The following is a 24,507-nucleotide window of genomic DNA, read 5'->3' as shown; positions in this document are numbered from 1 at the left end:
GGAGAGGGGGAGGGGGTTCCCGGCAACCCCTCTGGAAGACGAACGGCGCCGGGTTGACATGAGCCCGGTGGACACCCTTAAATACGGGAGTTTCTCACAGAACAGCTCATCTAGGTGCCCTTCCCTGCCTGAGCCGCCGCGCCCAGACGTCGTTCCCTCTCTCATGGAGGCTTTATGACCCGTACGCCGACCCGCCTTGCCTTTCCGGCCCTGACCCTGCTGGCCTGCGCGCTCACTCTCGCCAGTTGCGGGGGTCCGGTTGAGTCGACCGTTCCGCCGCCCGGCGCGTCGCCCGTTGTGGACTCCGGCTCGGACACCCGCGCGCAGGACACCCGGACCTTCAAGCCCGTGGTGCCGTCGACCGACCCTGCGGCGCTCGGTGGTGTGGGGGACCTGCCCGGCGGGGTCGCCACCCTGTACCGGGGCACCTACAGCGGCCTGCACGGTCAGGCGAGCTACCTGATTGAGGTGCCCGCCAAATGGAACGGCACCCTGGTGATGTACGCGCACGGCTACCGCGGGACCGGCGAGAACCTCACGGTCGATCCCCCCGTCATCCGCGAGTACCTGATCAGCCAGGGGTACGCCTGGGCGGCGAGTTCCTACTCGGCGAACTACTACGACGTGCAGGCCGGGGTGGAGGACACGAACGCGCTCGCCCTGAAGTTCGGCGAGCTGACGGGAGGCAAGTACGAGAAACCCAAGGAGTACCTGATCATGGGCGTCTCGATGGGCGGGCATGTGGCCGGGGCCGCCGTGGAGAAGGAGTCGCTGGACACTGAGCAGAACAAGGTGACCTACGCCGCCTCTCTGCCCCTGTGCGGGGTGATGGACGAGGAGTACGAGTTCCAGTGGCTGGGCGACTACACGACGGTTGCCGCGCAACTCGCCGGGCTGGGAGCGCGGAGCTACCCCCAGACGAGCTACCAGGACATCCTGCCCGACATCAAGGCGGCGCTGTTCACCAGTTCCTCCGGCGACCTCTGGCAGGAGAACAGCGGTCAGGGGACCAAGCTGCGCGAGATTGCCCGCAACCTGACCGGCGGTGACCGACCCGTCTTCGAGCTGGGCTTCCGCCTGGGCGCCTACCAGAACGCAGTGTTCGGCACGGGCGGCTCGGACGGGACGCTGAACGGCGTGCTGAGCAAGAACTTCTACGGCAATAAGGACGTGACCTACCGCTGGACGACGGGCGCGACTCCCACCCCCACCGAGGTGGCCTTCAACGCCGCCATCCTGAGGGTGGAGGCGGACCCCAACGCGAACGCGGCCCGGCTGGGGGGGCTGCGCTGGCTGCCACGCATCAATGGCGAATTCAGCGTGCCGGTGCTGACCATGCACACCCTGGGTGACCTCTACGTGCCCTTTGCGCACCAGCAGAGGTACCGACGCGCCGCCGAGGCGAAGGGCAACGGTAACCTCCTCGTCCAGCGGGCCATCCGCGCCCCCGGCCACTGCCAATTCACCGGGGCCGAGGTGGTGGAGGCATTCAACGACCTCGTGGCCTGGAAGAAGACCGGAGTCAAGCCCGCCGGGGACGACGTGCTCACCCCCGCCACGGTCGCTGACCCCAACTACGGCTGCCGCTTCACGCGCGGAGCGCGGGCCGGTGTGGTGGCCTGCCCACCCACCCCCTGAATTAGGCGGAGTACACCGGGCCGGGGGGGTTCCCTTCGGCCCAGCTCTTCTTTAAGCAAGACCGGTGGGGAGGGGAAGACCTGTAGGCCCGCACACCTTCTGTATGTGGGGCCTCACACCAAGTAAAGGAAGACTTCTGGGCAGGCGGACGGGAGACGGGGTAGGGTCAGTTTTGCTTTCACCATGCCACCCAGGAGATTACCCATGTTTAAATCTGCCTCCCTATTTCTCGCCGCCCTCAGCCTCTCCGCTGCCTCGGTCGCCCACGCCGACCTGGCGGACGTGAAGAAGCGGGGTGAACTGCGCGTCGTGATGAGCGGCGAGTACCCGCCCTTCTCTCTACCAGCCCCTGACGGCTCGCTGACCGGCTTCGACGCTGACGTGGCGCGCGAGATCGGCAAGCGGCTCGGGGTGAAGGTCCGGCTGATCAAGGCCGAGTTCTCCTCCATCATCGCGGGGCTCCAGTCGGGGCAGTTCGACCTCGCCGTCGCCTCGCAGAGCAAGACGCCCGAGCGCGAGCGGGCGGTGGACTTCCTGAGCAAGCCTTACTACTACGACGGCTTCCAGCTCTTCGTGCCCGCGAACTCGGCGGCGAAGAACCTGGCGGGGCTGGGCGGCAAGCCCGTCGCGGTGGCGCAGGGGACCGTGTTCGAGAAGTTCCTGCGCGACCAGAAGTACCCCAATGTGGTGACGTACAGTGGTGAGCCGGAGATCTACCTGGCGCTCGCGTCGGGCCGCGCGGCGGGCATGATCACCACCCGCACGGTGGGCAGCGTTGCCATCAAGAACGGGCAGAAGCTCAAGGCCGCCGGGCCGGTCCTCCAGCAGGACAACCCCTACATCACCCTGGGGAAGAACCAACCGCAGCTCAAGGCCGCCGTGGAAAAGGCGCTCGCGCAGATGCGGGTGGACGGCACCCTCAAGCAGCTCAGCGTGAAGTACCTGGGCTCGAACATCACCGTGCCCACCCGGTAGACGCCGGGCCGGGAGGAGGGGGCCGTGCGAGAAGCCGCGCGGCCCCAGTTCTTGAGTGGCCGCTGACGTCCCACCCTCACCCGAGGAGGTGAACCCATGCTCGACGTCTTTACACCGGATGCGCTGCGCGCCCTGTGGCGGGGCGCGCAGCTCACGCTCTCCCTGACCCTGCTCGCCAGCGTCTTCGGCCTCGCCCTGGGGCTGATCGCCGGGCTGGGGCGGATGTCGCGCCTGGCCCCGCTGCGGCTGCTGGCGGGCCTCTACATCGAGACGTTCCGGGGCACGCCGCTGCTCGTGCAGCTCTTTTTCCTGTTTTTCGCGCTGCCGCAAATTACCCGGGTGTCCCTGCCCGCCTTCAACACGGCGGTGCTGGGTCTGAGCCTGTTTGCCGGAGCTTACGCCGCCGAGATCATCCGGGGCAGCCTGAACGCCGTGGACCGCGGGCAGGTGGACGCGGCGCGGGCGCTGGGCCTGAACCCGCTCCAGACGCTGCGGCTGGTGCTGATCCCACAGGCGGCCCGGACGGCGGTCCCCGCGCTGGGCAACCAGTTTATCGGCCTGCTCAAGGATTCCAGCCTGGCGAGCGTGATCACGGTGTCCGAGCTGCTGCTCACCACGCGCGGGTTGGTGTCGATCACCTACCAGCCGGTGCCGCTGTACCTCGCCGTCGCGCTGATCTACTTCCTGCTGTCCAATGCGGCGGCCCGGCTGTTCCGGCTGCTGGAACGGCGGCTCAACCGGCCGTACCGGACGAGCGCGGCCTGACCCTCCTTACGAGCTATGTAGCACGGTAACGAGCGCCGTTCCCTGTTTAACCGAGGCCGTCACCCGCCCCCCCGCCGCCTCGTTGCTGACGGTCCAGCCGCTGCCGAGGGGAACGGAGGCGTCCTCAAGGGGCCAACGAACGCCCCTCAGGGAAAGGCCCTGTAGGGGGCTGAACGCAAGCACGCTGAGGACCGTGCCCCCCGGAAGGTCAAGACTCATTTCCGCACCAGGAAGCAGCGGATGCGCGCTCTCGTCCCCGCTGTGCAAGGTCACCCCCAGGCCCTCTCCCGCGAGCCGCAACCCCCCCAGCACGAGCGCCGCCGTGTGGTCGAAGCGCCCGCCGAAAGCGCCCAGGAAGACGAGGTCGCTCGTCCCTCGTTCACGCGCCACAAGCACGGCGAGTTCCGCGTCCGTCTCGTCCTTCGCCGCCGGGTGAACCTCGCGCGGGGCCTCCAGCTCCAGGCCGTTCGAGGAGTCGAAGTCGCCCACCCAGGCGTCCACCCTCACGCCCAGCACCGCCGCGTGCTGCCCCCCGCCATCCGCCGCCACCACCAGGTCGGGGCGGGGGAGAGCCCGCAAAGCTTGTGTCATCACCAGGCGTCCGCCAACCAGAATCCAGCCCGTCATGCCCGCTCCCGGTCGTCAGGGAGAGTCAGGATGCGTGCCGGATCGAGGGTCAGGTGCAACGTGTCTCCCTGAATCCCCGCCGCCTCCCGCGCACTCAGATGCAGGGTGAGGGGGCCGAGGGGGTGCTGGATGGTGACTTCCGTTCCCGTATCGGTCGTCTGCCGCGCCGTGACGGGGAGGGGCCCACCCTCACCCAGCCGCACGGCGTCCTCGGGGACGAGGTGGGCACAGCCGTTCGGCCCCGGCAGAACGTTCGCGTGACCGAGGAAGGCGGCGACCCAGGCCGTCGCGGGCCGGGCGAAGACCTCTGCCGCCGCGCCCACCTGCACGATCCGCCCTGCCCGCATGACTGCCACCCGCGAGGCGACCGCCAGCGCCTCCCGCTGGTCGTGGGTCACGAGGAGTACGCCCGCCCCCACCCGCGCGAACAGGGCGCGCAGGTCCGAACGGAGCCGGGCGCGGAGTTGCTCGTCCAGGTTGGAAAGCGGTTCGTCGAGCAGCAGCAGGGGGGACCCGGTCGCCACCGCGCGGGCGAGGGCCACCCGCTGCGCCTGACCGCCCGACAGCTCCGTAGTCCGCCTCCCCGCCAGTCCTTCCAGGCCGACCAGCACCAGCGCCTCCCGTGCCCATTCCTCGGTCTCGGCCCGTTTTGCCCCGCGCATCCGGGGACCGTAAGCCACGTTGCCCAGCACGCTCAGGTGCGGGAAGAGGGCGTAGTCCTGAAACACCAGTCCGACTTGCCGCGCCTCCGGGGGAAGGGCCGTCACGTCCCGGCCCCCCACGAACACCCGCCCCGCGTCCGGCCGCTCCAGGCCCGCCACGCAGCGCAGCACCGTGCTCTTGCCGCAACCGCTCGGCCCGAGGAGGGCGACGGTCTCTCCCTGCCCGACGCTGAGGGATACGTCCTCCACCGCCACCGTAGGCCCGAAGCGTTTGGAGAGGTGCTGGAGGTCGAGGGCGGGCGTGACGTGGGTCACTCGCTGACCAGGCCCATCAGCCGGTCCACGGCTTCTTCCAGAACGTCCCTGGGAACGGGCTCAATGGTCTCCATCCCCGCGCCTGCCAGTCCAGGGTGTAGACGTGTGAGGTCAGGATGACCCCCCGCGCCCCGAGGCCGGGGGGGAGGGGCAATTCCGTGAGGTAACCCTCGACGCGGCTGGTCACGTGGAGGCAGACCAGCAGCCCGGTCACCCGGTTATACTGCCCGCTGCTGATAACGAGGGCGGGACGTCGGCCTTCCTGCTCCTCACCCCGCCTGGGGTCGAAGTCGGTCCAGACGAGTGGTCCACGTTCCGGGGCGCTCACCAGTCCAGCTCCCGGCCCGCCGGGACGCACTCGGGAACGTCCTCGTAGCGGAGCGGTTCTTCGGGCACCCCGCGAAGCAACTCCTTCGCGCTGTACCGGCTCCGACGCCTGGTCCGGGGGGGCGAGAGGCGAAAGCCGCCATCCGCCGTCACCTCCAGCTCGTATTCCTGCCCTGGCTCCAGCGCCTCTTCTCGCACCACACTCGCGGGCACCACGAAGCCCAGGCTGTTGCCGTACCTGCTGAGCTTCACGCGCATGTTCCGCCTCCTGTCCAACAAAGTATGACATTGGTGGTCACGTCACCTCGCCCTCGCCGCCGTCGAGCAGGGTGAAGGACGCCGCCGAGAGGAGGAGCAGGACGGTCGCCAGCGCGCACGCCTCGCCCAGGTTGCGCTCGCCGGGGCGGCCCAGCCGCTCGTACAGGCCCACGCTCAGGGTGGCCCACTCGGGCCGGGTCAGGACCAGGGTGGCCCCGAACTCGCCCAGCACTGTGGCGAGGGCCAGCGCGGCTCCTCCCCGGAAGGCTGGAAGGGTCAGGGGCAGCGTGACCGTGCGGTGGGCGGTCAGGGGTCCCGCCCCCAGACTCCGCGCCGCTTCCAGCAGGCGGGGGGGCAGGGCGCGCAGGGCGGGGAGCAGGCTGCGAGTGACGAGGGGAAAGCCCAGCAGCGTGTACGCCGCGATCAGCATAGGGAGCGTCGCGGACAGCGCCGGGTAGGCGAGCAGGTAGCCCACCGCCAGGCTCACCGGGGACACCATCAGCGGCAGCAGCGACAGCAGGTCGAGCGTCCGCGACCGGGCCAGCCAAGCGCCGAGGGCATGCAGGCCGCCCAGCAGCGCCGCACCGATCAACGACATTCCGGCGAAGCGCAGGGTGTTGCCCAGCAGCAGTGGCATGTCGGGGTCGGTCAATACCCCTTGCCAATAGGCGGGCGTCGGCCCACCCGACCCCAGCAGGCCGCGGGCGACCACGGCGACCAGCGGCCCGAAGCAGATCAACACGGTGATGGTGAGAAGTCCCCACAGCAGCAGAGCCGTCCCGCCCCGCGCCACTGGAAGCCCCGACGTGGGAACACCCGCCCCGCCGCGCGACAGCCACACGTACGCCCACGTCGCTCCCAGCGTCAACGCCAGTTGCCCGGCGATCAGGGCGCTCGCCTCGCTCAGCCGGAGTTGGTAGGCCGTCAGGGTGTAGATCTCCACCTCCAGCGTCGCGTACCGTTCGCCGCCCAGGGCCAGCGGCAGCCCGAAACTCAGCGCCGAGTACAGGAAGACCAGGATGAACCCGGCGCTCAACCCCGGCAGGGCCAGGGGCAGGGCCACGGTCAGCGCCGCCCGCAGGCCCGAGGCGCCCAATGTCCGGGCTGCCCCCGTCAGCGCAGCGGGCACCCGCGAGAAGCCCCCGTACGCCAGCCGCACCATCACCGGCAGGTTGAAAAACAGGTTGCCCAGGATAAGCAGGGCGGGCGTCTCCTCCAGGTCGAGCCCGAGTGGCCCGGTCAGCCAGCCGCGCGGCCCCAGCAGCGCCGTAAGGCCCAGGACCGCCACAAGCGTGGGGGTCACGAAGGGCAGCAGCAGCAGGCGCAGCAACAGGCCTTTGCCGGGCACCGCGTAACGGGAGAGCAGGTAGGCGAGGGGACCTCCGACGGCCAGGGCGATCAGGGCGGAGACCGTCGCCTGGCCGAGCGTCCAGCCCAGCCGTTCCAGGAAGTAGGGGTCGTGCCACACGCCTAGGTTCACGCCGCCCTCGGCCAGGGTGCGGGCTAGGGGCAGGGCGAGTAGCAGGCCCAGGAAGAGGACGGGGAGGAGGGCGAGGAGCCAGCCGCGCAGGGTGAGGGGGAGGTGGAACATGGTGTTTTGGGTCAGGGTGGAGTGTTGGAAGGGCCGGGCACCTTGCTACGGTTTGCCCCCACCCCCCTGCTCTCTACCCCCACAGGGGGCAGGGGGAGCGGCGCTGCGCTCGGCAAGGGGCTCGGCCCACTTCGCTCGTGGCCGTCTCCCTCTACGAGGGGGGTTTGATCTTGCTGCATGCCAAGCTACGTGCCTACCGTCTCGCTGCGCGAGCCGACGTGAGGGCCGTGCGAGAGCGAACCGAGGGGTGGGAATCGGTCGCTCATAGGAGACGATTTTGAACAGCAAAAGTCTTGGCTGTTTTTCTCCCTCTCCCCCGTGGGAGAGGGCCGGGGTGAGGGGGCGTGTGGCCAGCCCCGCTCGCCCAATTCCCTCACCGCGCCCGCAGCACATTCGTCACCCAGGCGTCCACCAGCCGTTGTGGGTTGGCGAGTACGCTCGGCTTGACGGGAGTCACGTCGGGCTCTTGGGCGAACTTGAAGACCGGGTCGAGTTGGGTGCCCTTGACGGCCGGATAGACCCACATCCGGGTGGGGAAGTTGGCCTGCACGCCGTTCGAGAGCATGAAGTCCACGAACTTGCGGGCAAGTTGCGGCTGCCTGGCGCCTCTCAGGATACCGACGCCCTCCAGTTGCAGGAAAGTGCTGCCGGGCAGGAAGAGATTGCCCGTGGGGGCCTGGGCGGGGAGTTTCTTCGGGTTGTACCCCTCGGCGTAGAACACCTCGGCGGCGGGGCTGCTCGCGTAGCTCAGGACGATGGGGTACTGGCCGCCATTCTTGCCGAAGTCCTTTTCGTAGGCGTCCGACCAGCCGCGCGTGACCTTCAGGCCGTTTGCGCGGGCTTCTCGCCACCACGCCCAGGCACCCGCCTCGCCGTAGTGGTTCACCGTGGCGAGCAGGAAGGCGAGGCCGGGGCTGCTCGTTGCCGGGGAGGGTACGACCGTCAGGCGGGCGTACTGGGGCTTTTTCAGGTCATCAAGGCTTTTCGGCAGGGCCAGGCCCGCCTTCTGGAAATACGCCCGGTCGTAGTTCAGGGCCACGAAGCCGTAGTCCACCGTGTTCAGTAAGCCAGGCTCGTCCAGGCGGTAGGCGGCGGGGACTTTCGAGAGGGCGGGCGACCTGTACGCCTCCAGGATTCCGGCGGCTCTTGCGCGGGGCAGCAGGGTGTTGTCCAGCCCGTACACCACGTCGGCGAGGGGCGCGCGGCGGGTCAGGATCAGGCGGTTGAGGAGTTCCCCCGCATCGCCCCCCTTCACGAAGCGCACGCGGGCATTGTTCGCCCGCTCGAACTGCGCGACCAACTTTTTGTCCACGTCGAACGAGTCGTGGGTGATCACCGTCAGGGTGGTCTGGGCATGGGCGGCGCCGACGAGGAACAGGCCGAGCATCCAGAGTCTTCGCATAAAAAATTCCCCCTCGCGTCACGAAGGGGAAGCAGAGGCGCAACCGCTTAGGCCGGTCGCCCCGTCACGCTCCCTCCGCCGGTATGACCCGGATCAGGTTCCTGGGGTGTCTCTCAGCCCCGCTCCGGCCTGTTGAGGCACGGCGCGTGGGCACCCCCGGTGACGCACCCGCCAGCATAGCGCACGGTGCCCGGCGGTCTAGGCTGGGCCATGACCTTTCATCTGGTGGCGTGGGCCGTGCTGCTCGACCCGGCGGGGCGCGTCCTGCTTGCCCGCCGCGCGGACGTCTCCTACGGCGCAGGCCTTTGGGGCCTGCCGGGCGGCCACGTGGAGAGGGGCGAGGGCCTGGCCGAGGCGGCGACGCGCGAGGCCTGGGAGGAGGTGGGCCTGCGCGTCAACCCGGACAACCTCCATTTCCTGGGCGTCAGCCGCTATGACCTGGAGGGCGTGACCGGCGCCGACTTCCTGTTCGCCGCCAAAGTCTGGGAGGGCGTGCCCCGGCCCCTCCTCCAGACGTCGGAAGTGGGCTGGTTCCCGCCGAACGAGCTGCCGCAGGACTGCCTCCCCTGGTTGCCGCCCGTGCTGGAGGCCCACCTCCTCAAGGGGAAGTGGCTTTCCGAGCAACTGGACAGTGTGGAGGGCCTGCTGCTGTTCCCCGAACAGTAACGAAAGAAGCTGGCACCTCCTCCTTCCATATGAAATACTTTCATCTGAAATGAGTAGTAGAGATTCCTCCCATTCCGCCGACGAGCTTTACCGGCTCGTTCGTCAGACGTTGCGGCTGTCGCGGCGCTTCCGGCAGGTGCTGGACGAGCCGTTGGAGCAGGCGGTCAACCTCAACACCAAGGAAGTCCTGGTTCTCGCCGCCGTGATGGACGGCCTCGATACCCCCGGCGCGGTCGCCGAGCATCACCGCCTACCTGCCCCCACCGTGACCCGGATCGTGACCAAGCTGGCCGGGCAGGGCCTGCTGGAGCGTGTGACGGATCCCAGCGATCTCCGCCGCCAGCGCCTGCGGCTCACTCCGGCCGGGGAGGCGACGCGGACCCGAACCCGCGCGGCCTCCCAGGACATCGTGCAGGCCCACTTCGGGCACCTGCCGCCCACCCAGGTCCACGCGGCGCTCGTCGCGCTGGAGGGGCTGGAAGCGGCCCTGACCCCATCCCGCGAGGAGGTGAGCCTGTGAACACGGCCAGCCTCTCCCACCGGGACAAGATTCTCGCCTTCGTCGGCATCCTGACGGTGCTGTTCCTCTCCAGCCTGAACATGACGGTGGTCGGCAGCGCCATGCCGCGCGTGATCTCCGATCTGGGCGGCTTTCACCTGTACGCCTGGGCCTTCACCGCGTACTCGCTCGCCACGACGATCACCATTCCCATCGTGGGGACGGTGAGCGACCGCTACGGCCGCCGACCGCTGATCCTGTTGGGGATCGTGGTGTTCGCGCTGGGCAGCGTCCTGCTGGGCCTCTCGCAGAGCATGGGGCAGCTCATCGCGCTGCGCGCCCTCCAGGGCATCGGCGGCGGAACGCTCATGGCGATGAGCTTCACCGCCATCGCTGACCTGTTCACGCCCATCGAGCGCGGGCGGTATCAGGGGTACACCGGCGCCGTCTGGGGGGTCAGCAGCGTGGTGGGGCCGCTCGTCGGCGGTTTCCTGACCGACCACCTGGGGTGGCGCAGCGTGTTCTTCGTGAACGTGCCCTTCGCGCTGCTGGCGGTGTATTTCGTGTGGCGGTTCTTCCGGCTGCCCGCCCCGACCGGCCCGCGCACCCACCGGCCCTTTGACGCCCTGGGCGCGGCGCTCCTCGGCGGCACGGTGACGACCCTGACCCTCGCCCTCTCGTGGGGCGGCGGCACCTATGCGTGGGACAGCGCCCGCATCCTGGGCCTGCTCGCCTCCACGCTCGTCCTCGGCGGCCTGTACGTGCGGCACAGCGCCCGGCAGGAGCAGCCCATCCTGAACCTGCGGCTGCTGCGCGACTCGGCCATCTCGCTCGCGTCCGCCGCGGGCTTCCTCACGAGCGCGGGGATGTACGCCGCGATCCTGTACCTGCCCCTCTATATGCAGGGGGTACGCGGCAGCTCCGCCAGCGGGAGCGGTATGGCCCTGGCGCCCCTGATGCTGGGCATGATCACGACAAGCACCCTCAGCGGGCAGATCGTGAGCCGCACGGGGCGGTACAAGCTGCTCATCCTGGGAGGCGCCTTCGTCGCTACCGTCGCCCTGGGGCTGAGTACGACGCTCGGGACCGTCACCCCGCTGTGGATCGCGGTCGGCCTGATGGTGCTGCTGGGCATCGGCCTGGGTCCGGTGAACAGCCAGCTCACGCTTGCCGTGCAGAACGCCGCGCCGCGGGACCAGCTCGGCAGCGCGACCAGTGGCAACCAGTTCTTCCGGCAGATCGGGGGCACGCTGGCCGTCAGCCTGTTCGGGGCGCTGGTGAATGCCCAGCTCGCGCAGAACCTGGGCGCGCAGCTTCCGGCGGGAGCCCGCGCGCTGCCCGCCCCCCTGCAGGAGGCCATCGCCAACCCCAACCTGCTCTCCAGCCCGCAGGCGACCGGTCAACTGGAGGCGGCGCTGGCGCGGCTGGGGCACCCCGACCTCTTCGCCCCCATCCTGAACGCCCTGCGCGGGGTGATGGCCGGAGCCATCGACCACGTCTTCCTGATCGCGGGCCTGCTCATGGGTGTGGCCTTCCTCGTCACGCTGGCCCTGCCCGAGCGACCCCTGGCCGGGCGGAGGGCCCCGGCTCGCACAGAGGCCCCCGAAAGGCGCGAGGCGGCGGCGACCGATTAAAGCTCGGCGAAGAGTGGAGCCGGGACCCAGATGTTCTCCCTGGGTCCCGGCTCCTCATTTCCTGAGTTGTGCGACCCGTTCCGGCGTCTGCTCCCCCTCGGCGGCGATGCCGAAGAGGTTCACCCGTCCCACAGAGTCGAAGCCCACGACCACGGCCCAGATCGTCCGGTCGTCCAGCTCGAAGGTCGCGCTGCGGACGTAGTACGTGTTGCCCGCGTCTGTAAAGGTGCGCTCGCCCAGGACCCGCCGCTCGGCCCCGTAGGTCTTCACCCCCGCCTCCCGGAAGGCGCGAAAGGCCGTGAGCGTACCCCATTCCGCCTGCACCTCGGGGGTAAAGGCCTCCCACACGCGCTCCACCCGCACCGCGTAGAAGTCGGCGATCAGGGCGCGGCCACGGGTCAGGGCCGACTGCTCGGCCGGGGTGGCCGGGGCGGGGGTAACGGGAAGGGTCGTCTGGGCCGCGCCCGCCGGGGCCAGCAGCGCGAGGCACAGGGTCGCGGTCCGCAGCAGCGTCTTCATGCCCCAGCGTAAGCTGGCGGAGCGCGGACGTGCCGTCAGGGAAGCGACGATTCACCCCGGCTGTATTGGGCTGGCTCGGCCCGTGACGCTCACGCGAGTGCCCGCGCCTCCAGCACCACGACCGCCGAGGCATGCTCCTTCGTGTGCGTCAGTGTGAGGTGGGTGGTCCAACCGCGGGCTTCCAGTTCCGCCGCGATCTCGGGCGCGAAGCCCAGCACCGGGGGCGCGAAGGGAAAGGGGCCATCCGGCGTGCGCTCGCGCTCGACCCACACGTCGCGCCATCCATGTGGGCGAGGCCAGACCTTCTGAAACGCCTCCTTGGCCGCGAACCGGGCCGCGAAACTGGGGGCGGGGTCGGCCAGCCGCGCGCAGTAGGCGAGTTCGGGGGGCGCGAAGAGTTTCAGCGCTCGGTCCCCCTCGCGGGCGAGCAGGCCCCGGATGCGCTCGATCTCGATCAGGTCGTGTCCGATGGCGACGATCATTGGGGGCAGGATAGGCGCCCGGCCCGTGGAAAGGGCGTGAAAGGCTCTATCCTCCCCCCCATGTCCACTCCGCCCCCCGCCCTCTTTCCCGACCTGCGTCTGCCCACCATCGCCGGAATCCTGCGGGCCGGGGAGGCGCGGTGGCGCTCGGCGGGCGTCTCCCGCGTGCGCGTCTTCGGCTCGGTGGCCCGGGGCGAGGCGAACGGTTCCGCCGACATCGACCTCCTCGTGGACTTCGTGGGCGAGGCCGGGCTGCTCGACCTGATGCGCGCCCGGGCGGTGTTCGAAACCCTGCTGGGCCGCCGAGTAGACGTGATGACGGAGGGCGGACTCAAGGCTCCGCTGCGCGGCGAAATCCTGGCCGACGCGGTGGATGTCCTTGAAGTGCCCCACCCGCCCCCCGACACGCACCGGCAAAAACGCTGGCGCTGGAGGGTCTTCGACCTTCTCAACGCGCTCGACCGGGTGACGCAGTATACGGCGGGGCACACCCTCACGACCTTCCTGGCCGACGAGCGCAGCCAGGACGCGGTGTTGCGGAATCTGGCGCGGCTGGGCGAGACGACCAAGTTCATTCCCCAGCACGTGCAGGACGCGGCCCCCGGCATTCCCTGGGTCCTGCTGCGTGACGTGCGGAACCTCGTCGCCCACGACTACTTTGGGATCGATCCGGCGCTGGTATGGCACACGGCGAGGGTGGAGCTGCCCCGGCTGCGGCCCGCGCTTCAGGCTCTGGCGGAAAGGGGAGAGGACCTGGACCGCGAGAAGTAGGAACGGGTTCCTGCTCCGGTCCCTACGTCCACGGCAACGCTGCCCGCTCCCCCCAGTACCGTTCCGGCGACTGCGAGAGGTCGCCCAGCGCCTCCGGGTCCATGCCCAGCCCGAGCGCCGCCGCGTTGCTGCGAAGCTGCCCCACGGTCGTCGCCCCGCTCAGGACCACGTCGGCCCAGGGCTGCGCGAGCGCAGCGGCGAGGGCGATAGCCTCCGGTGTCGTGTTCAGCTCGGTACACAGGCGCGCAAGCCGGGCCGGAACATCCCCCCGGGAGGTGAGTCGGCCATTCGCCACCGCCTCCTTGATCACCACGCTCCAGCCCTCCGCATGCGCCTCTGCCAGCGCCTCACCCGCCGAGGGTTCGAGGAGGTTCCACGTCGACTGCACCACATTCAGGGGGTTCACCCCGTCCACCTGCACGTCCAGCGCCCGCCGCAACGTGTCCGCCTGCCGGGGACCGCTGGTGGACAGGCCCACCCGCACCCCGTTCTCGGCGAGTTCGGCCAGCCCTGCCAACACCCATTCGTCCTCCAGCACGCCCGTCTCCAGAGTGGCCGAGTGGATCAGGTACACGTCGGGGCGGCGGCCCAGCGCCGCCAGCGTTTCGGGCCACTGCCGCTCCAGCGTGGCGGGGGAGTGGTCCTTGACCTCGTGTTGCTCGGCGTCCGCGCGCCAGCCCGCCGTGTAGGTGTAGCCCCACTTGCTGCCGACGACCGGGTGAAGGCCGCGCGCCCTGAGCCAGCCGCCCAGAAACTCCTCCGCCCGCCCGTAACTCCGCGCGGCGTCGAAGTAGCGCAGCCCCGCAGCCCAGGCGGCGTCCAGCACGGTCCACGCGCGTTTTCGCAATTCCTCGACATCTCTCGCTGCCCCAATATCCGCCCCATGCCCCAGGTTGATGTACCCGGGGCGCCCCAGTGCGGCGAGCCCCAGGCCCAGGCGAGGTGTGTCGGGTGGGAGCAGGGGGGAAGACATAGAGCCGTATCGTCCATGCCGGACAGCGGCTTTCAGGGCGTCTCGTCTAGATTTTTTGCTTTCTTGTCAGAGTTCAGAAAGAAAATGTGGCAATACTTTAGACTAACTAAAGAAGTGCCTCATGCGGTGTGACGGGTGCGTCAGGAGAGCGTATGAATGAAGCGAAGAAGGCCCTGAAGGTGGCTCCTTTCAACCTCGACGACATGGTCCGCGGCGAGGACGGCGAGCTTTACCACCTGCCCACCCTGCGTGCCCTGCACAGCGCGGGCCGCCTCTCGCGCGAGAGCGCCGGGTACCTTCTGCTGATGCAGCGGGTCCTTCAGTCCGCACGCCTGATCGCCTGAGCGCCGCGTTCGCATAGCACGCCCAGCCCTATGCGAGCTGGGCCTTCTTTTTGCTTTTTGAGGCAGGTCAGCCCCGTCCTCACAGCCTGGCACTCCCTACCAGAACGGCTTCCGCCTCGATTTCTACCAGGTGGCGGGGGTCGATCAGCGCGGCGACCTGCACCATCGTGGCGGCGGGGCGGATGTCGTGGAAGACTTCGCCATGCGCTCTTCCGACCGCCTCCCACTGCGAGATGTCGGTGACGTAAAGGCGGGTGCGGACTACGTCTTCCAGCCCCGCTCCCGCTACCTCCAGCGCCCGCCCGATGATCTCCAGGGCGACACGGGTCTGTTCGTAAGCGTCCCCAACGGCCGCCACCTCCCCATCCACCGTGGCAGTCGTGCCCGCGACATGGACGACGTTGCCGACCCGCACCGCTCGAGAGTACCCGACCACGCTCTCCCAGGGGGAAGTCCCACTGATGTTCTGCCTCATCCACAAAGCCTACGCCGGGGCGTCCCGTTCAGACTTCACGACCGTGGCCGTGCGAACTTTTCGCGTTTGTTGTACACTTACCTAACGAGCGTTAGGCAACCTTGCCCCTTCTCCGGAGGAGTCCCATGACCCAGCCCCTGCCCGCCAACGAGACCGCCGAGCAGCATGCCGCCTTCGAGGCCCGCATCGCGCGTGGCGAGAAGATCGAGCCCGGCGACTGGATGCCCGCTGAGTACCGCCGCCAACTGATCCGCATGATCTCCCAGCACGCGCACTCGGAAGTCGTGGGCATGCTTCCCGAGGGCGAGTGGATCACCCGCGCCCCCAGCCTCAAGCGCAAGACCATCCTGATCGCCAAGGTGCAGGACGAGGCGGGGCACGGCCAGTACCTCTACCACGCCGCCGAGACGCTGGGCATCAGCCGCGAGGAGATGCTGGACGCGCTGCTGAGTGGCAATGCCAAATACAGCAGCATCTTCAACTACCCCACGATGAGCTGGGCCGACGTGGGCATGATCGGCTGGCTGGTGGATGGCGCAGCGATTAAGAACCAAACCATGCTGGCGGGCTGCTCCTACGGTCCCTACTCTCGGGCGATGGTCCGCATCTGCTCGGAGGAGACCTTCCACCACAAGCAGGGCAAGGAGATGATCGTCGCCTACGCCCAGGGCACGCCCGAGCAGAAGCAAATGGCCCAGGACGCTCTGAACCGCTGGTGGTGGCCCGCCCTCATGATGCTGGGGCCGCACGATGCTGACAGCACGAACACGGGCGCCCTCGCCAAGTGGGGCATTAAGCTCAAGACGAACGACGAGGTGCGCCAGGAGTTCATCAACGAACACGCGCCGGAGCTGCTGGAGGCTGGGCTGTCCATCCCCGACCCCGATCTGCACCAGGACGAGCAGGGCAACTGGCGGCACGGCCCCATCAACTGGGACGAGTTCTGGGCCGTTATCAAGGGCCAGCAGGGGCTGAACAAGGAGCGTCTCGGCGCGCGTCAGCAGGCCCACGAGGACGGCGCCTGGGTGCGCGAGGCGATGCGGGCGTACGCGGCGCGGCAGATGAGCCAAGCGGCGGACTGAACTGGGATGGGCCGTGGGGGACGGATTGCTGCCCCTCACGGCCCACCTGCCATGACAGGTGAAGAGATGACGACATTCCCCCCCGATACCCAGTGGCCCTGCTGGGAGGTCTTCAAGCAGGACGCGCCGAACCGGCCCTATCAGGCGGTGGGCAGCGTCCACGCTGGGGATCCAAACCACGCCCTGCTGACCGCCCGCAACGTCTTCGTGCGCCGTCCCTCTGCTGTAAGCCTCTGGTGTGTGCGGGAGTCGGACATCTTGACCGCCACGCCGGAAGAGATCGTGGCCCGGCCTGAAGTGCTGGAAACTTCCGGCGAGACAGGCACTTATCACGCCGGCCTCAAGCGGACACACAAGCGGTCCATGACCTTCGTTGATCTCGTCGGCACCGTGGAGGCGAGCGGGCCCGGTGACGCACTGCGGCAGGCGCGGGAGCAGCATCCCGACGCGCTGACCTGGCTCGTCTTCCCCGAATGCGCCGTCGTCCGCACCGACGATGACCCCGGCACGGTGGAAAGCTGGTTCGCCCCCGCCAAGGACAAAACCTACAAGCAGCAACAGTTTTACGGCGTGATTGGCAAGCACGTCGGCGAACTCAAGCGCGAGGGCCGCATGCCCCAGCGCGTGAACGAGGAACCCCACGTCGGCGACCAGAAGGTCTACAGCCACCCGCACGACAAGGCGCCCAAGGTACAGCGATGATCGAGCCAATGACGACCCTCACGCCCATTCAGATGGAAGCCGTGATCCGCAAACTCACCGCCCTCGCCGATGACGAGATCATCCTCGCGCACCGGGACGGCGAGTGGACCGGGCACGCGCCGATTCTGGAAGAGGACATCGCCCTCGCCAACATCGCACAGGACGAACTGGGGCACGCGACGCTGTACCTCGATCTGAGACGGTCGCTCGACAACTCCGACGCTGACCGCCTCGCCTTTTTCCGGGGGGCGGACGAGTACACGAACGTCCGACTGGTTGAGTTGCCCAAGGGTGACTGGGCCTTCACCATGCTCCGCCAGTTCCTCTTCGACGCCTACGAGGCGTTGTGGCTGAGCGCTGCCCAGAACAGCAACTATGTCCCACTGGCTGAAGTCGCCGCCAAAGCCGTCCGCGAGGAGAAGTTCCACCTCCAGCACACGGCCCTCTGGGTGGAGCGGCTGGCGCTGGGGACCGAGGAGAGCCGCCTCCGCACCCAGAACGCGCTGAACGAGTTGTGGCCCCACGTCGCTCAACTTTTCGCCCCGCTGCCTGGTGAGGCCGACCTGGTCGCCGTCGGAATCCTGCCCGAGCTGGAAAAGGTGCGCGCCAGTTGGGAGAGCTTCGTGCTGCCCCACCTGACCGAGAAGTGCGACCTCCTCCTGCCGATGGTTCCAGCCCAGGCTTCAGAAGGGCGGGACATGCATACCGAACACCTCGCGCCCCTGCTCGCCGAGATGCAGAGCGTGGCGCGGCAGCACGTGAACGCCGAGGTCTGGTGACCCTATGACCGCTTCCCACGTCACCCCCGAACAGGTCTGGACCGCCCTCGCCGCCGTGCCCGACCCCGAGATCCCCGTCGTGTCCGTCACCGACATGGGCATGGTCCGGGACGTGACGGTGGACGGCGGGCACGTGACCGTCACCTTTACCCCCACCTTCTCCGGCTGCCCCGCGCTGCACGTCATCCGCGACTCCATCGGCGAGGCCGTGCGCGCCCTGGGTGTAGAGGATGTGGAGGTTCGCAGCACCCTCACGCCCCCCTGGACGACCGACTGGATTCAGGAAGGCGCCCGCGAGCGGCTGCGCCAGTACGGCATCGCTCCGCCCGCCCCCGCGGCGGCCTCCCCACTCATCTCCCTCGACCCCGACCCCACCCGCTGCCCCCGCTGCGGCTCGCTCAACGTGAGGATGACGGCCAGCTTCGGCCCGACGTTGTGCAAGCGGCTCTACGTGTGCGACTCGTGCAGGGAGCCGTTCGAGGGATTCAAGAGCGTTTGAGGTCAGGCCGTCAAAATCAGCGGCGCACCCCTGGTAATCATGATGGTGTGTTCGAAGTGCGCGGCGATCCCTCCGTCAGTCGTGGAGATCGTCCAGCCATCGCGCAGAGTTCTGGTGCGCCAGTTTCGGCCAGTGGAAACCATCGGCTCGACGGCGATCACCAGCCCTTCGTGCAAGGGTTTTTTCAGTGCCGGGTGGTAGAAGTTAGGAACGTCGGGCTTTTCGTGAATGGCTCGGCCCACACCATGTCCTTGCAATTCGCGCAGCAGCGTAAACCCGCGTCGCGCCACTTCCGCTTCAATCGCCCTCCCGATGCCGTTCAGGGGGCGGCCCGCGCGGGCGGCTTTCATGGCCTGGGCGAAAGCGGCTTCGGCACAGGCGATCAGGCGAGTGGTCACGGGAGAGACGGGCGGAACAGCGACCGTCACGGCTGCGTCGGCGACGTATCCCCCCACGTTGGGCGTCACGTCAATGCACACCACGTCGCCCGCGTCGAGGGGCCGACTCGTCGGCAACCCGTGAACGATATCGTCGTTGACACTGATGAACACGTTGACGGGAGCGCCGTACTCAGCGCGGGGAGCCGAAAACGCTCCATACTGGGCAAAAATCTGTCCAGCCAGTTCGTCCAGTTCGGCGGGCGTAATGCCGGGCTCCACAGCGGCCTTCAGCGCTTCAAGCGTTCGGGCGACTACCTGACCGGCCCATTTCATCCCCTCCAGGTCACGCTCGTTGTTAACCGTCATACGTGATTCTAGTGCAACCTCAAGGAGCCTCCATGACTACCCTCCCCACCCCTGACATCCTCCGCCCCGCCTCCTACGTGTACGGCATCTGGCACGCCAGCCCCGACGGCCAGACCCTCTACGACCCCGTGTATGGCCGCCCCGTCGCCGTCATCTCCTCCGATGGGGTGGATTTTGCGGAGGCGTTGCGCTACGGGCGCGAGGTCGGCGGCCCGGCGATTCGCAAGTGGACTTTCCATGCTCGGGCGCGGGCGCTGCGGGCACTGGCGACATACCTGACCGAGCGCAAGGAGGACTACTACGCCCTCAACCTGCTGACGGGCGCGACCCGCCGGGACGGCTGGGTGGATATCGAGGGCGGGATCGGGACCTTATTTAGCTACGCGAGCCTGGCCCGCCGTGAGCTGCCCGACGAACGCTTCCTGCCCGACGGCAAGGTGGAGCGGCTGGGCAAGGGCGGCACCTTTGTGGCCCGGCACCTCCTCGTGCCGCGCGAGGGCGTGGCGGTGCAGATCAACGCCTACAACTTCCCGGTCTGGGGAATGCTGGAAAAGCTCGCCCCGGCCTTCATCGCGGGAATGCCCACCCTGGTGAAGCCCGCCCCGCAGACGGCCTACCTCACCGAGCGGGTGGTGCGCGACATCATCGCCTCGGGCCTGCTGCCGGAGGGGGCGCTGCAACTCGTGACGGGCGATCCCGGCGACCTCCTCGACCACCTGGAGGAGCAGGACATGGTGGCCTTCACGGGCTCGGCGGCGACCGCGGCGAAGCTCAAGGTGCACCCCACCATCGTCGCGCGCAACGTGCCCTTCAACACCGAGGCAGACAGCCTGAACGCCTCCGTGCTGGGATTGACGGTTCGCCCGGAGGACCCCGAGTTCGCCCTCTTCGTGCGCGAGGTCGCCCGCGAGATGACGGGCAAGGCCGGGCAGAAATGCACCGCGATCCGCCGCGCCATCGTGCCGCGTGACCGGGTGGAGGAGGTCGTGGCCGCCCTCCGCAAGGAATTGAGCAAGGTGACGGTGGGCGACCCCTCCCGCGACGACGTGCGGATGGGCGCCCTTGTCAGCACCGAGCAACGTGAGCGGGTGCAGAGGACCCTGGATGCTTTGAAGGCGGAAAGCAGCATCGTCATCGGCGGCGAGGAGCGTGAACTGCTGGGCGGCGACCGCGAGAAGGGCGCCTTCCTCGACCCCACCCTGCTGCTGTGCGAGTCGCCGCTGACGGCGCGCGGCCCGCATGAGCTGGAGGCGTTCGGCCCGGTGGCGACCCTGCTCCCCTACGACACGCTGGAGGAGGCGGTGCAACTCACCCGGATGGGCCGCGGCTCCCTCGCCGGAAGCATCATGACGCACGACCGCGCTGAGGCGACCGACCTCGTGATGGGCATGGCGAGCACCCACGGGCGCCTCCTCGTCCTGAACCGCGAGAACGCGAAGGAGAACACCGGGCACGGCTCCCCGCTGCCGCAGCTCAAGCACGGCGGCCCCGGGCGCGCGGGCAGCGGTGAGGAACTGGGCGGCCTCTCGGGCATCAAGCACCATATGAACAAGGTGGCGGTGCAGGCTGACCCAACGACCCTCGCCGCAATCACCCGCGAGTACGTGGTGGGCGCCGAGGTGCGCGAGGACGTGGTTCACCCCTTCCGCAAGTCCTTCGACGAGATTCAGGTCGGCGACAGCCTGTTGACTCACCGTCGCACCGTCACCGAGGCGGACATCGTGAACTTCGCGGGCCTGACCGGTGATCACTTCTACGCCCATGTGGACGAGATCGGCGCCAAGGAGGGCATCTTCGGCAAGCGGGTGGCGCACGGCTACTTCCTGATCTCCGCCGCCGCCGGGCAGTTCGTGTCCCCCGCGCCCGGCCCGGTGCTGGCAAACTACGGCCTGGAGAACCTGCGCTTTGTCGAGCCCGTCGGGATCGGTGACACCATCCGCACCCGCCTGACCTGCAAGCGCAAGATTCGCAAGGACCTGCGCCCCGGAGAGACGCGCCCGACCGGTGTGGTCGAGTGGCACGCCGAGATCACGAACCAGCGGGACGAACTCGTGGCGACCTACGACATCCTCACGCTCGTGGATCGGCCGCGGGACGAGGCGGACGCTTAAGCGCTTCTGGCCGAAGCCGGGGGCGAGGACGTTCCCCCCGGCTTCCTTGTGGTCGAGGTTCCTTAGGGAACGGTCATGGGGCAGGGTGAGTAGTTTTCCAGGGGGTTGGGCTACGTTGAGTGGGGCCGTGCTCATGAGGCGCGGCTAGCCCTAGAGTTCTCCCTGTCCCGCCACGGTTGAAGGCGGTGCAGTTTCCCTGCCCCCCAGGAGACGAATGAACGTTGCAGAACTGATTCAGACGTATTTCGACGCCCCCAGTACCGAACGCCTTGGCCGTGAGGTGGGCCTGAGTGCCGCAGACGCTGAACGGGTATTACGCGCTGGGTTGCCTTTGCAACTAGGCGCCCTCGCCGACCACGCGCGCACGCCCGGGGGGCAGGCCGACATCGGGGAGGCCCTCGGGTCCCTGCCTGCCTTCGCCAGTGTGGAGGACGCGCTGAGCGGCCCGGAGGGGGCCAGTCAACTCGGGCAGGCGGGTGCGCTGCTGGCTCCGGCTCTGCTGGGCGGCCGGGCGGAGAGCCTCACCGGACAGGTGACCGGAAACCTGGACCGGGGCAGCGTGCAGAGGCTCCTGCACCTGTCCCTCCCCCTGCTGCTGAGCTTTCTGGGGCAGCGCGGCCTGACCACCGGAAATGTGGGGAGTTTTCTTTCGGACTTTGGGCAAAGTCCGGGCAGCGCGGCCGACATAGGCGAGGCGGGGGTCATCACTGCCACGGCTGGAGGTTCTGCCCCGGCAGGAACCAGTGTCGAGACGACAAACGCGGACACCGGACCACTCACTCCCGGGGGTCTGATCAGCTTTCTGAAGGGCGAGTTCGGCGGAGCGACAGCAGACCGCCTGGGCCGGGCAGCAGGGTTCAGCAGCGGAACGGCTGGCCGCGCGACCCTGGCCGCCCTTCCCCTCGTGCTGCACGCCATCGCGGGCAAGGCCAGCACTGGAGAGGGTGCGGCGGACCTTCTCAAACGCAGCCGCGAGTTCGAGCGCCTCACCGATGCGGGCGGCGGGTTGAACACGGCCCTGCTTACCGACGCGGCCGAGACTGCGCGGATCGAAGGCCAGGGCCGGGGTTTGATCGGTTCGCTGTTTCCCAACGTGGACCGCGTCACGGGAAGGCTGGGCTCGGCTATCGGCGGTTCGGGCGCCAACGCGGGCCGCCTCCTCGCCCTGCTCACCCCGCTGGTGCTGGGGCTGCTCGTCCGCCGCGCCCAAGCAGACAAACTGGATGCCCCGGCCCTCAGCCGTCTGCTCGGCGGTATGGGCGGTGGTTTGGCGGCAATGCTGCCCGCGGGAATGACGGGCCTCGCCGCCCTCCTGGCGCCGGTCACGACGGAAACGGGGGCGGCCACACCGACAGGCACAGTGACCAAAGCTTCCCCCGCGCCGATTCCAACCAGCCCCATGGCTCCCCCGCCCCCGACCCCTACCGTCACGCCGACCACTGAACGTCGGCGCGGTTTTCCCCGGTGGATTCTTCCGCTGCTGCTCCTGCTTCTCCTCGGTGGCTGCTGGCTGCTCCAAAACCGGCAGGGAACTGTACCGACAAGCGGTACTCCGGCAACAGGAGCGACCGGAAATGGAATTCAAGTCGCCCGCCCGGCCTCCGGCGCCACCGTTCCCGCCGACGATTTCGTGATGAGCGGCACGGGTCCGGCGAACGACACGCTGCGTATCGAGGAGGGGGGCCAGCCCGTCGCCAGTGTCAGGGTCGGTCCTGATGGCAATTGGGAAGCCGCCATTCCCGCCCCAACTCCTGGCGAACATACCTACACCATCAGCGGCCAGGCAGGGGCGTCTACTGAGGCCCAGGTCAGCGTGACGGGTACGGACGGCGCGGCGCCGGGTGGGGCGACGGATGCGACTGCGCCCAGTAATGGCACCGATGCGGCGGGTAACACTGCCCCGGGCACGACGGGCGCAGTCGCTGGGGACGCTACGGGTGTCACCCCGGCCTTTGCTATCACCGAACCCGCTGCCAACGCACAGCTTCCCGCCGGGGGCTTCACCCTGCGCGGCACCGGCACTCCCGGGCAGACGTTGCAGGTCTTTGAGGACGGTACCAGCCTCGGCAACGTGACGGTCGCTGGGGACGGTGCCTGGACCTTAGAGGTGCCCAGTCCCACCGCAGGCGCCCACACCTACAGCGTGCAGGGGCCGGGCGGTAGTCAGCTCGGACAGGTGGCCGCGGCCGTTGCGGCGGCCTCGCCGAATGCCAGCGCGGCGGCCTGCAACCGCGACTACACCCTCAGCATCAGCGACGGGCAGACCGTGAGTCAGCCTTTCCGTTTCGGCGGCGTGGGCCAGGGCGAGGGTTACAGCGTAACCGTCAGGCGCGGTGAGCGCGTCGTGGGGACCAAGAATGTTCGCCTTGACTCCACCTGCGGCTGGAGCTACCAGAGCAACCCCGGCCCGGGCCGCGTGACCTACCAGGTTCGCCCGCTGGGCGAGTCGGGTGCCGTGCCCCTGAGTAGCGTGACCCTGACCGTACAGAAGTAACCCTTCGGTCCACAGAGCCGCTCCAGCCGGGGCGGCTTTCTTCCTGGGCCACCCTCAGCGGCTCACCGTCCAGATGCCCGCGAAGTCCGCGAACTGGGTGTCGGCATCGGGCGTCGCGTACGCGCTGATACTGCCGTCGAGGTACAGCGCGTCGGGGCAGCCCAGCGTGTCCCGGAAAAACACCGCGAAGCTGTGAAAGTTTACCGGCCCAGCACTCACCACGAAACGCACCTGTCCGTCCTCGCAGACGCCGACCCCGCTGCGAACCTTGAAACTGGTCCCTTTCGGGTTGAAGGCTGGATGGAGCTTCCCGCCCTGCACCAGCAGGGGCCCCGACTGGGTGGCGAAGGTTGGCCGGATGTTCAGCCGCCGGTACGCCTGCGTTTCCGTCACCCCTGCCCGCTTCCCCTTCACCCAAAACACGCCGTTGGGAAGCAGCGCAAAATTTCCGCCCGAGCGGGCGTTGTTGATCCCCACCAACGTCCGCCCCTGCTCGACATGAAGGCCAAGGGGCTCCAGCCCGGGGCCATAGATACCGCTGTTGGTGGCGAACAGGACCCGCACGCCCTCCTTCCCCAGCCGCTCCTCAACTTCCTGAAAGGTGCGGTACGGCTGCCCGGTCGCCGGGTTCTTCCAGTGCAGCCGCAATGTGTCCCGCCCCGGGTCAACCGTCGCCACTGTGTACAGCATCCCGCCCGATGTCATCCGCCGCACCTCCAGCCCCGTCGCCTGCGAGCAGGCCGTCAGTGAACAGGAGAGCAGAGTGATCCACAGGAGTCGGGAGGCGCGGACGGACGGCATATCCAGCCGATCATGCGGCCCTGGGATGAGGTCGGGGTGATCAAAAGCCGCCCGCAACGGCCTTATCGGCAAGGACTTCTGCCTTGAAGAAAGGATGTGGGGGCAGGGGTTGACAGCCTGGCGAGTGGCCTGTATCTTTTCTGAGCCTCGGTTGAGGCGAGCAGCATGACAAGCGAAGGACGTGCGAGAAACGCGTAACAATACCCTCCCGTAAGGGAGGGATTGAAGGAAGGGTCAAGATAGCAAGGGTCCACGGTGGATGCCCAGGCACTGGAGCCGAAGAAGGACGCGCTTACCTGCGAAAAGCCCCGACGAGCCGGAGAGCGGCATTGACTCGGGGGTGTCCGAATGGGGAAACCCACCTCGCAAG

26 protein-coding genes and 1 rRNA gene are annotated in these 24,507 nt (G+C 68.4%); 15 read left to right on the top strand and 12 right to left on the bottom strand.

Going from position 1 to position 24,507, the window contains the following annotated elements; genetic code table 11:
• The first annotated feature begins 174 nt into the window (after nt 1-174).
• From F784_RS0114810 to F784_RS0114800, 3 genes are all read left to right on the top strand, one after another.
• Nucleotides 175-1,638: a hypothetical protein gene (locus F784_RS0114810; protein WP_019587508.1), complete on the top strand. Its 1,464-nt coding sequence runs from the start codon at nt 175-177 to the stop codon at nt 1,636-1,638.
• Between the two features lie 204 nt (nt 1,639-1,842).
• The gene (locus F784_RS23265) at nt 1,843-2,613 is read left to right on the top strand and encodes a transporter substrate-binding domain-containing protein (RefSeq protein WP_019587507.1); all 771 of its coding nucleotides are present in this window, start codon (nt 1,843-1,845) and stop codon (nt 2,611-2,613) included.
• A gap of 96 nt (nt 2,614-2,709) precedes the next feature.
• Nucleotides 2,710-3,378: an amino acid ABC transporter permease gene (locus F784_RS0114800; RefSeq protein WP_019587506.1), complete on the top strand. Its 669-nt coding sequence runs from the start codon at nt 2,710-2,712 to the stop codon at nt 3,376-3,378.
• A gap of 6 nt (nt 3,379-3,384) precedes the next feature.
• Here the strand turns inward: F784_RS0114800 and F784_RS0114795 are convergent, their stop codons facing one another.
• From F784_RS0114795 to F784_RS0114770, 6 genes are all read right to left on the bottom strand, one after another.
• Entirely contained in the window at nt 3,385-4,005 is a 621-nt protein-coding gene (locus tag F784_RS0114795; protein ID WP_019587505.1) for a thiamine diphosphokinase, read from the bottom strand.
• On the bottom strand, nt 4,002-4,982 hold the full coding sequence (locus F784_RS0114790; protein WP_019587504.1) for an ABC transporter ATP-binding protein: 981 nt from the start codon (nt 4,980-4,982) through the stop codon (nt 4,002-4,004). Before F784_RS0114790 ends, F784_RS0114795 begins: the two co-directional genes overlap by 4 nt.
• Before the next feature lie 16 nt (nt 4,983-4,998).
• Entirely contained in the window at nt 4,999-5,310 is a 312-nt protein-coding gene (locus F784_RS23260) for a type II toxin-antitoxin system PemK/MazF family toxin (protein ID WP_051086990.1), read from the bottom strand.
• A complete protein-coding gene (locus tag F784_RS0114780; protein WP_019587503.1) occupies nt 5,307-5,567 on the bottom strand; it encodes an AbrB/MazE/SpoVT family DNA-binding domain-containing protein in 261 nt (86 codons plus the stop codon). The genes F784_RS23260 and F784_RS0114780 overlap by 4 nt, the downstream gene beginning before the upstream one ends.
• Before the next feature lie 37 nt (nt 5,568-5,604).
• Nucleotides 5,605-7,158 (bottom strand): ABC transporter permease, encoded by a 1,554-nt coding sequence (locus F784_RS0114775; RefSeq protein ID WP_019587502.1) that lies wholly within the window; start codon nt 7,156-7,158, stop codon nt 5,605-5,607.
• Between the two features lie 373 nt (nt 7,159-7,531).
• Nucleotides 7,532-8,560, bottom strand: a complete 1,029-nt coding sequence (locus F784_RS0114770; RefSeq protein WP_026332501.1) for a thiamine ABC transporter substrate-binding protein — start codon at nt 8,558-8,560, stop codon at nt 7,532-7,534.
• 210 nt (nt 8,561-8,770) lie between these two features.
• Between F784_RS0114770 and F784_RS0114765 the strand changes: the two genes are divergently transcribed.
• Genes F784_RS0114765 through F784_RS0114755 form a run of 3 tightly spaced genes read left to right on the top strand, consistent with a single transcriptional unit; the run spans nt 8,771 to nt 11,359 of the window.
• Nucleotides 8,771-9,226, top strand: a complete 456-nt coding sequence (locus tag F784_RS0114765) for an NUDIX hydrolase (protein ID WP_019587500.1) — start codon at nt 8,771-8,773, stop codon at nt 9,224-9,226.
• 49 nt (nt 9,227-9,275) lie between these two features.
• The gene (locus tag F784_RS0114760) at nt 9,276-9,746 is read left to right on the top strand and encodes a MarR family winged helix-turn-helix transcriptional regulator (RefSeq protein ID WP_040383286.1); all 471 of its coding nucleotides are present in this window, start codon (nt 9,276-9,278) and stop codon (nt 9,744-9,746) included.
• Nucleotides 9,743-11,359 carry an MDR family MFS transporter gene (locus F784_RS0114755; RefSeq protein ID WP_019587498.1) on the top strand — a complete coding sequence of 539 codons (1,617 nt, stop codon included), beginning with the start codon at nt 9,743-9,745 and terminating at the stop codon, nt 11,357-11,359. The genes F784_RS0114760 and F784_RS0114755 overlap by 4 nt, the downstream gene beginning before the upstream one ends.
• 54 nt (nt 11,360-11,413) lie before the next feature.
• Here F784_RS0114755 and F784_RS0114750 read toward each other — a convergent pair whose 3' ends face one another.
• The gene (locus F784_RS0114750; protein ID WP_019587497.1) at nt 11,414-11,878 is read right to left on the bottom strand and encodes a hypothetical protein; all 465 of its coding nucleotides are present in this window, start codon (nt 11,876-11,878) and stop codon (nt 11,414-11,416) included.
• Between the two features lie 89 nt (nt 11,879-11,967).
• Entirely contained in the window at nt 11,968-12,360 is a 393-nt protein-coding gene (locus F784_RS0114745; RefSeq protein WP_019587496.1) for a 4'-phosphopantetheinyl transferase superfamily protein, read from the bottom strand.
• A 60-nt stretch (nt 12,361-12,420) separates the two neighbouring features.
• Between F784_RS0114745 and F784_RS0114740 the strand changes: the two genes are divergently transcribed.
• Nucleotides 12,421-13,131: a HepT-like ribonuclease domain-containing protein gene (locus F784_RS0114740; protein ID WP_019587495.1), complete on the top strand. Its 711-nt coding sequence runs from the start codon at nt 12,421-12,423 to the stop codon at nt 13,129-13,131.
• 22 nt (nt 13,132-13,153) lie between these two features.
• Here F784_RS0114740 and F784_RS0114735 read toward each other — a convergent pair whose 3' ends face one another.
• Complete coding sequence (locus F784_RS0114735) at nt 13,154-14,104, bottom strand: aldo/keto reductase (RefSeq protein ID WP_026332499.1); 951 nt, start codon at nt 14,102-14,104, stop codon at nt 13,154-13,156.
• A 152-nt stretch (nt 14,105-14,256) separates the two neighbouring features.
• Here F784_RS0114735 and F784_RS0114730 point away from each other — a divergent pair, with 152 nt between their 5' ends.
• The gene (locus tag F784_RS0114730) at nt 14,257-14,448 is read left to right on the top strand and encodes a hypothetical protein (RefSeq protein WP_019587493.1); all 192 of its coding nucleotides are present in this window, start codon (nt 14,257-14,259) and stop codon (nt 14,446-14,448) included.
• Nucleotides 14,449-14,527: 79 nt separating this feature from the next.
• Here the strand turns inward: F784_RS0114730 and F784_RS0114725 are convergent, their stop codons facing one another.
• Nucleotides 14,528-14,923, bottom strand: a complete 396-nt coding sequence (locus F784_RS0114725; RefSeq protein WP_019587492.1) for a RidA family protein — start codon at nt 14,921-14,923, stop codon at nt 14,528-14,530.
• Between the two features lie 125 nt (nt 14,924-15,048).
• On the opposite strand from F784_RS0114725, the gene paaA reads away from it, so the two are divergent.
• From paaA to paaD, 4 genes are all read left to right on the top strand, one after another.
• A complete protein-coding gene (paaA, locus tag F784_RS0114720; protein WP_019587491.1) occupies nt 15,049-16,005 on the top strand; it encodes a 1,2-phenylacetyl-CoA epoxidase subunit PaaA in 957 nt (318 codons plus the stop codon).
• Nucleotides 16,006-16,071: 66 nt separating this feature from the next.
• Entirely contained in the window at nt 16,072-16,707 is a 636-nt protein-coding gene (locus tag F784_RS0114715) for a hypothetical protein (protein ID WP_019587490.1), read from the top strand.
• 8 nt (nt 16,708-16,715) lie between these two features.
• Nucleotides 16,716-17,486 (top strand): 1,2-phenylacetyl-CoA epoxidase subunit PaaC, encoded by a 771-nt coding sequence (gene paaC, locus F784_RS0114710; protein ID WP_019587489.1) that lies wholly within the window; start codon nt 16,716-16,718, stop codon nt 17,484-17,486.
• 4 nt (nt 17,487-17,490) lie between these two features.
• A complete protein-coding gene (gene paaD, locus F784_RS0114705; RefSeq protein WP_019587488.1) occupies nt 17,491-17,985 on the top strand; it encodes a 1,2-phenylacetyl-CoA epoxidase subunit PaaD in 495 nt (164 codons plus the stop codon).
• A 2-nt stretch (nt 17,986-17,987) separates the two neighbouring features.
• Here the strand turns inward: paaD and map are convergent, their stop codons facing one another.
• On the bottom strand, nt 17,988-18,731 hold the full coding sequence (gene map, locus F784_RS0114700) for a type I methionyl aminopeptidase (protein WP_019587487.1): 744 nt from the start codon (nt 18,729-18,731) through the stop codon (nt 17,988-17,990).
• 32 nt (nt 18,732-18,763) lie between these two features.
• Between map and paaZ the strand changes: the two genes are divergently transcribed.
• Together paaZ and F784_RS0114690 are read left to right on the top strand one after the other, a co-directional pair.
• Nucleotides 18,764-20,842, top strand: a complete 2,079-nt coding sequence (paaZ, locus tag F784_RS0114695; RefSeq protein WP_019587486.1) for a phenylacetic acid degradation bifunctional protein PaaZ — start codon at nt 18,764-18,766, stop codon at nt 20,840-20,842.
• Between the two features lie 214 nt (nt 20,843-21,056).
• Nucleotides 21,057-23,336 (top strand): DUF937 domain-containing protein, encoded by a 2,280-nt coding sequence (locus F784_RS0114690; RefSeq protein ID WP_019587485.1) that lies wholly within the window; start codon nt 21,057-21,059, stop codon nt 23,334-23,336.
• 54 nt (nt 23,337-23,390) lie between these two features.
• Here F784_RS0114690 and F784_RS0114685 read toward each other — a convergent pair whose 3' ends face one another.
• Nucleotides 23,391-24,137 (bottom strand): phosphodiester glycosidase family protein, encoded by a 747-nt coding sequence (locus F784_RS0114685; protein WP_026332498.1) that lies wholly within the window; start codon nt 24,135-24,137, stop codon nt 23,391-23,393.
• A 232-nt stretch (nt 24,138-24,369) separates the two neighbouring features.
• On the opposite strand from F784_RS0114685, the gene F784_RS0114680 reads away from it, so the two are divergent.
• Nucleotides 24,370-24,507 (top strand): 23S ribosomal RNA (locus F784_RS0114680); the annotation flags it as partial.

The sequence above is a fragment of the Deinococcus apachensis DSM 19763 genome, assembly GCF_000381345.1.
Lineage (GTDB): Bacteria > Deinococcota > Deinococci > Deinococcales > Deinococcaceae > Deinococcus > Deinococcus apachensis.
The sequence above is the reverse complement of the archived record's forward strand: the minus strand, read 5'-3'. Positions and strand labels throughout refer to the sequence as shown.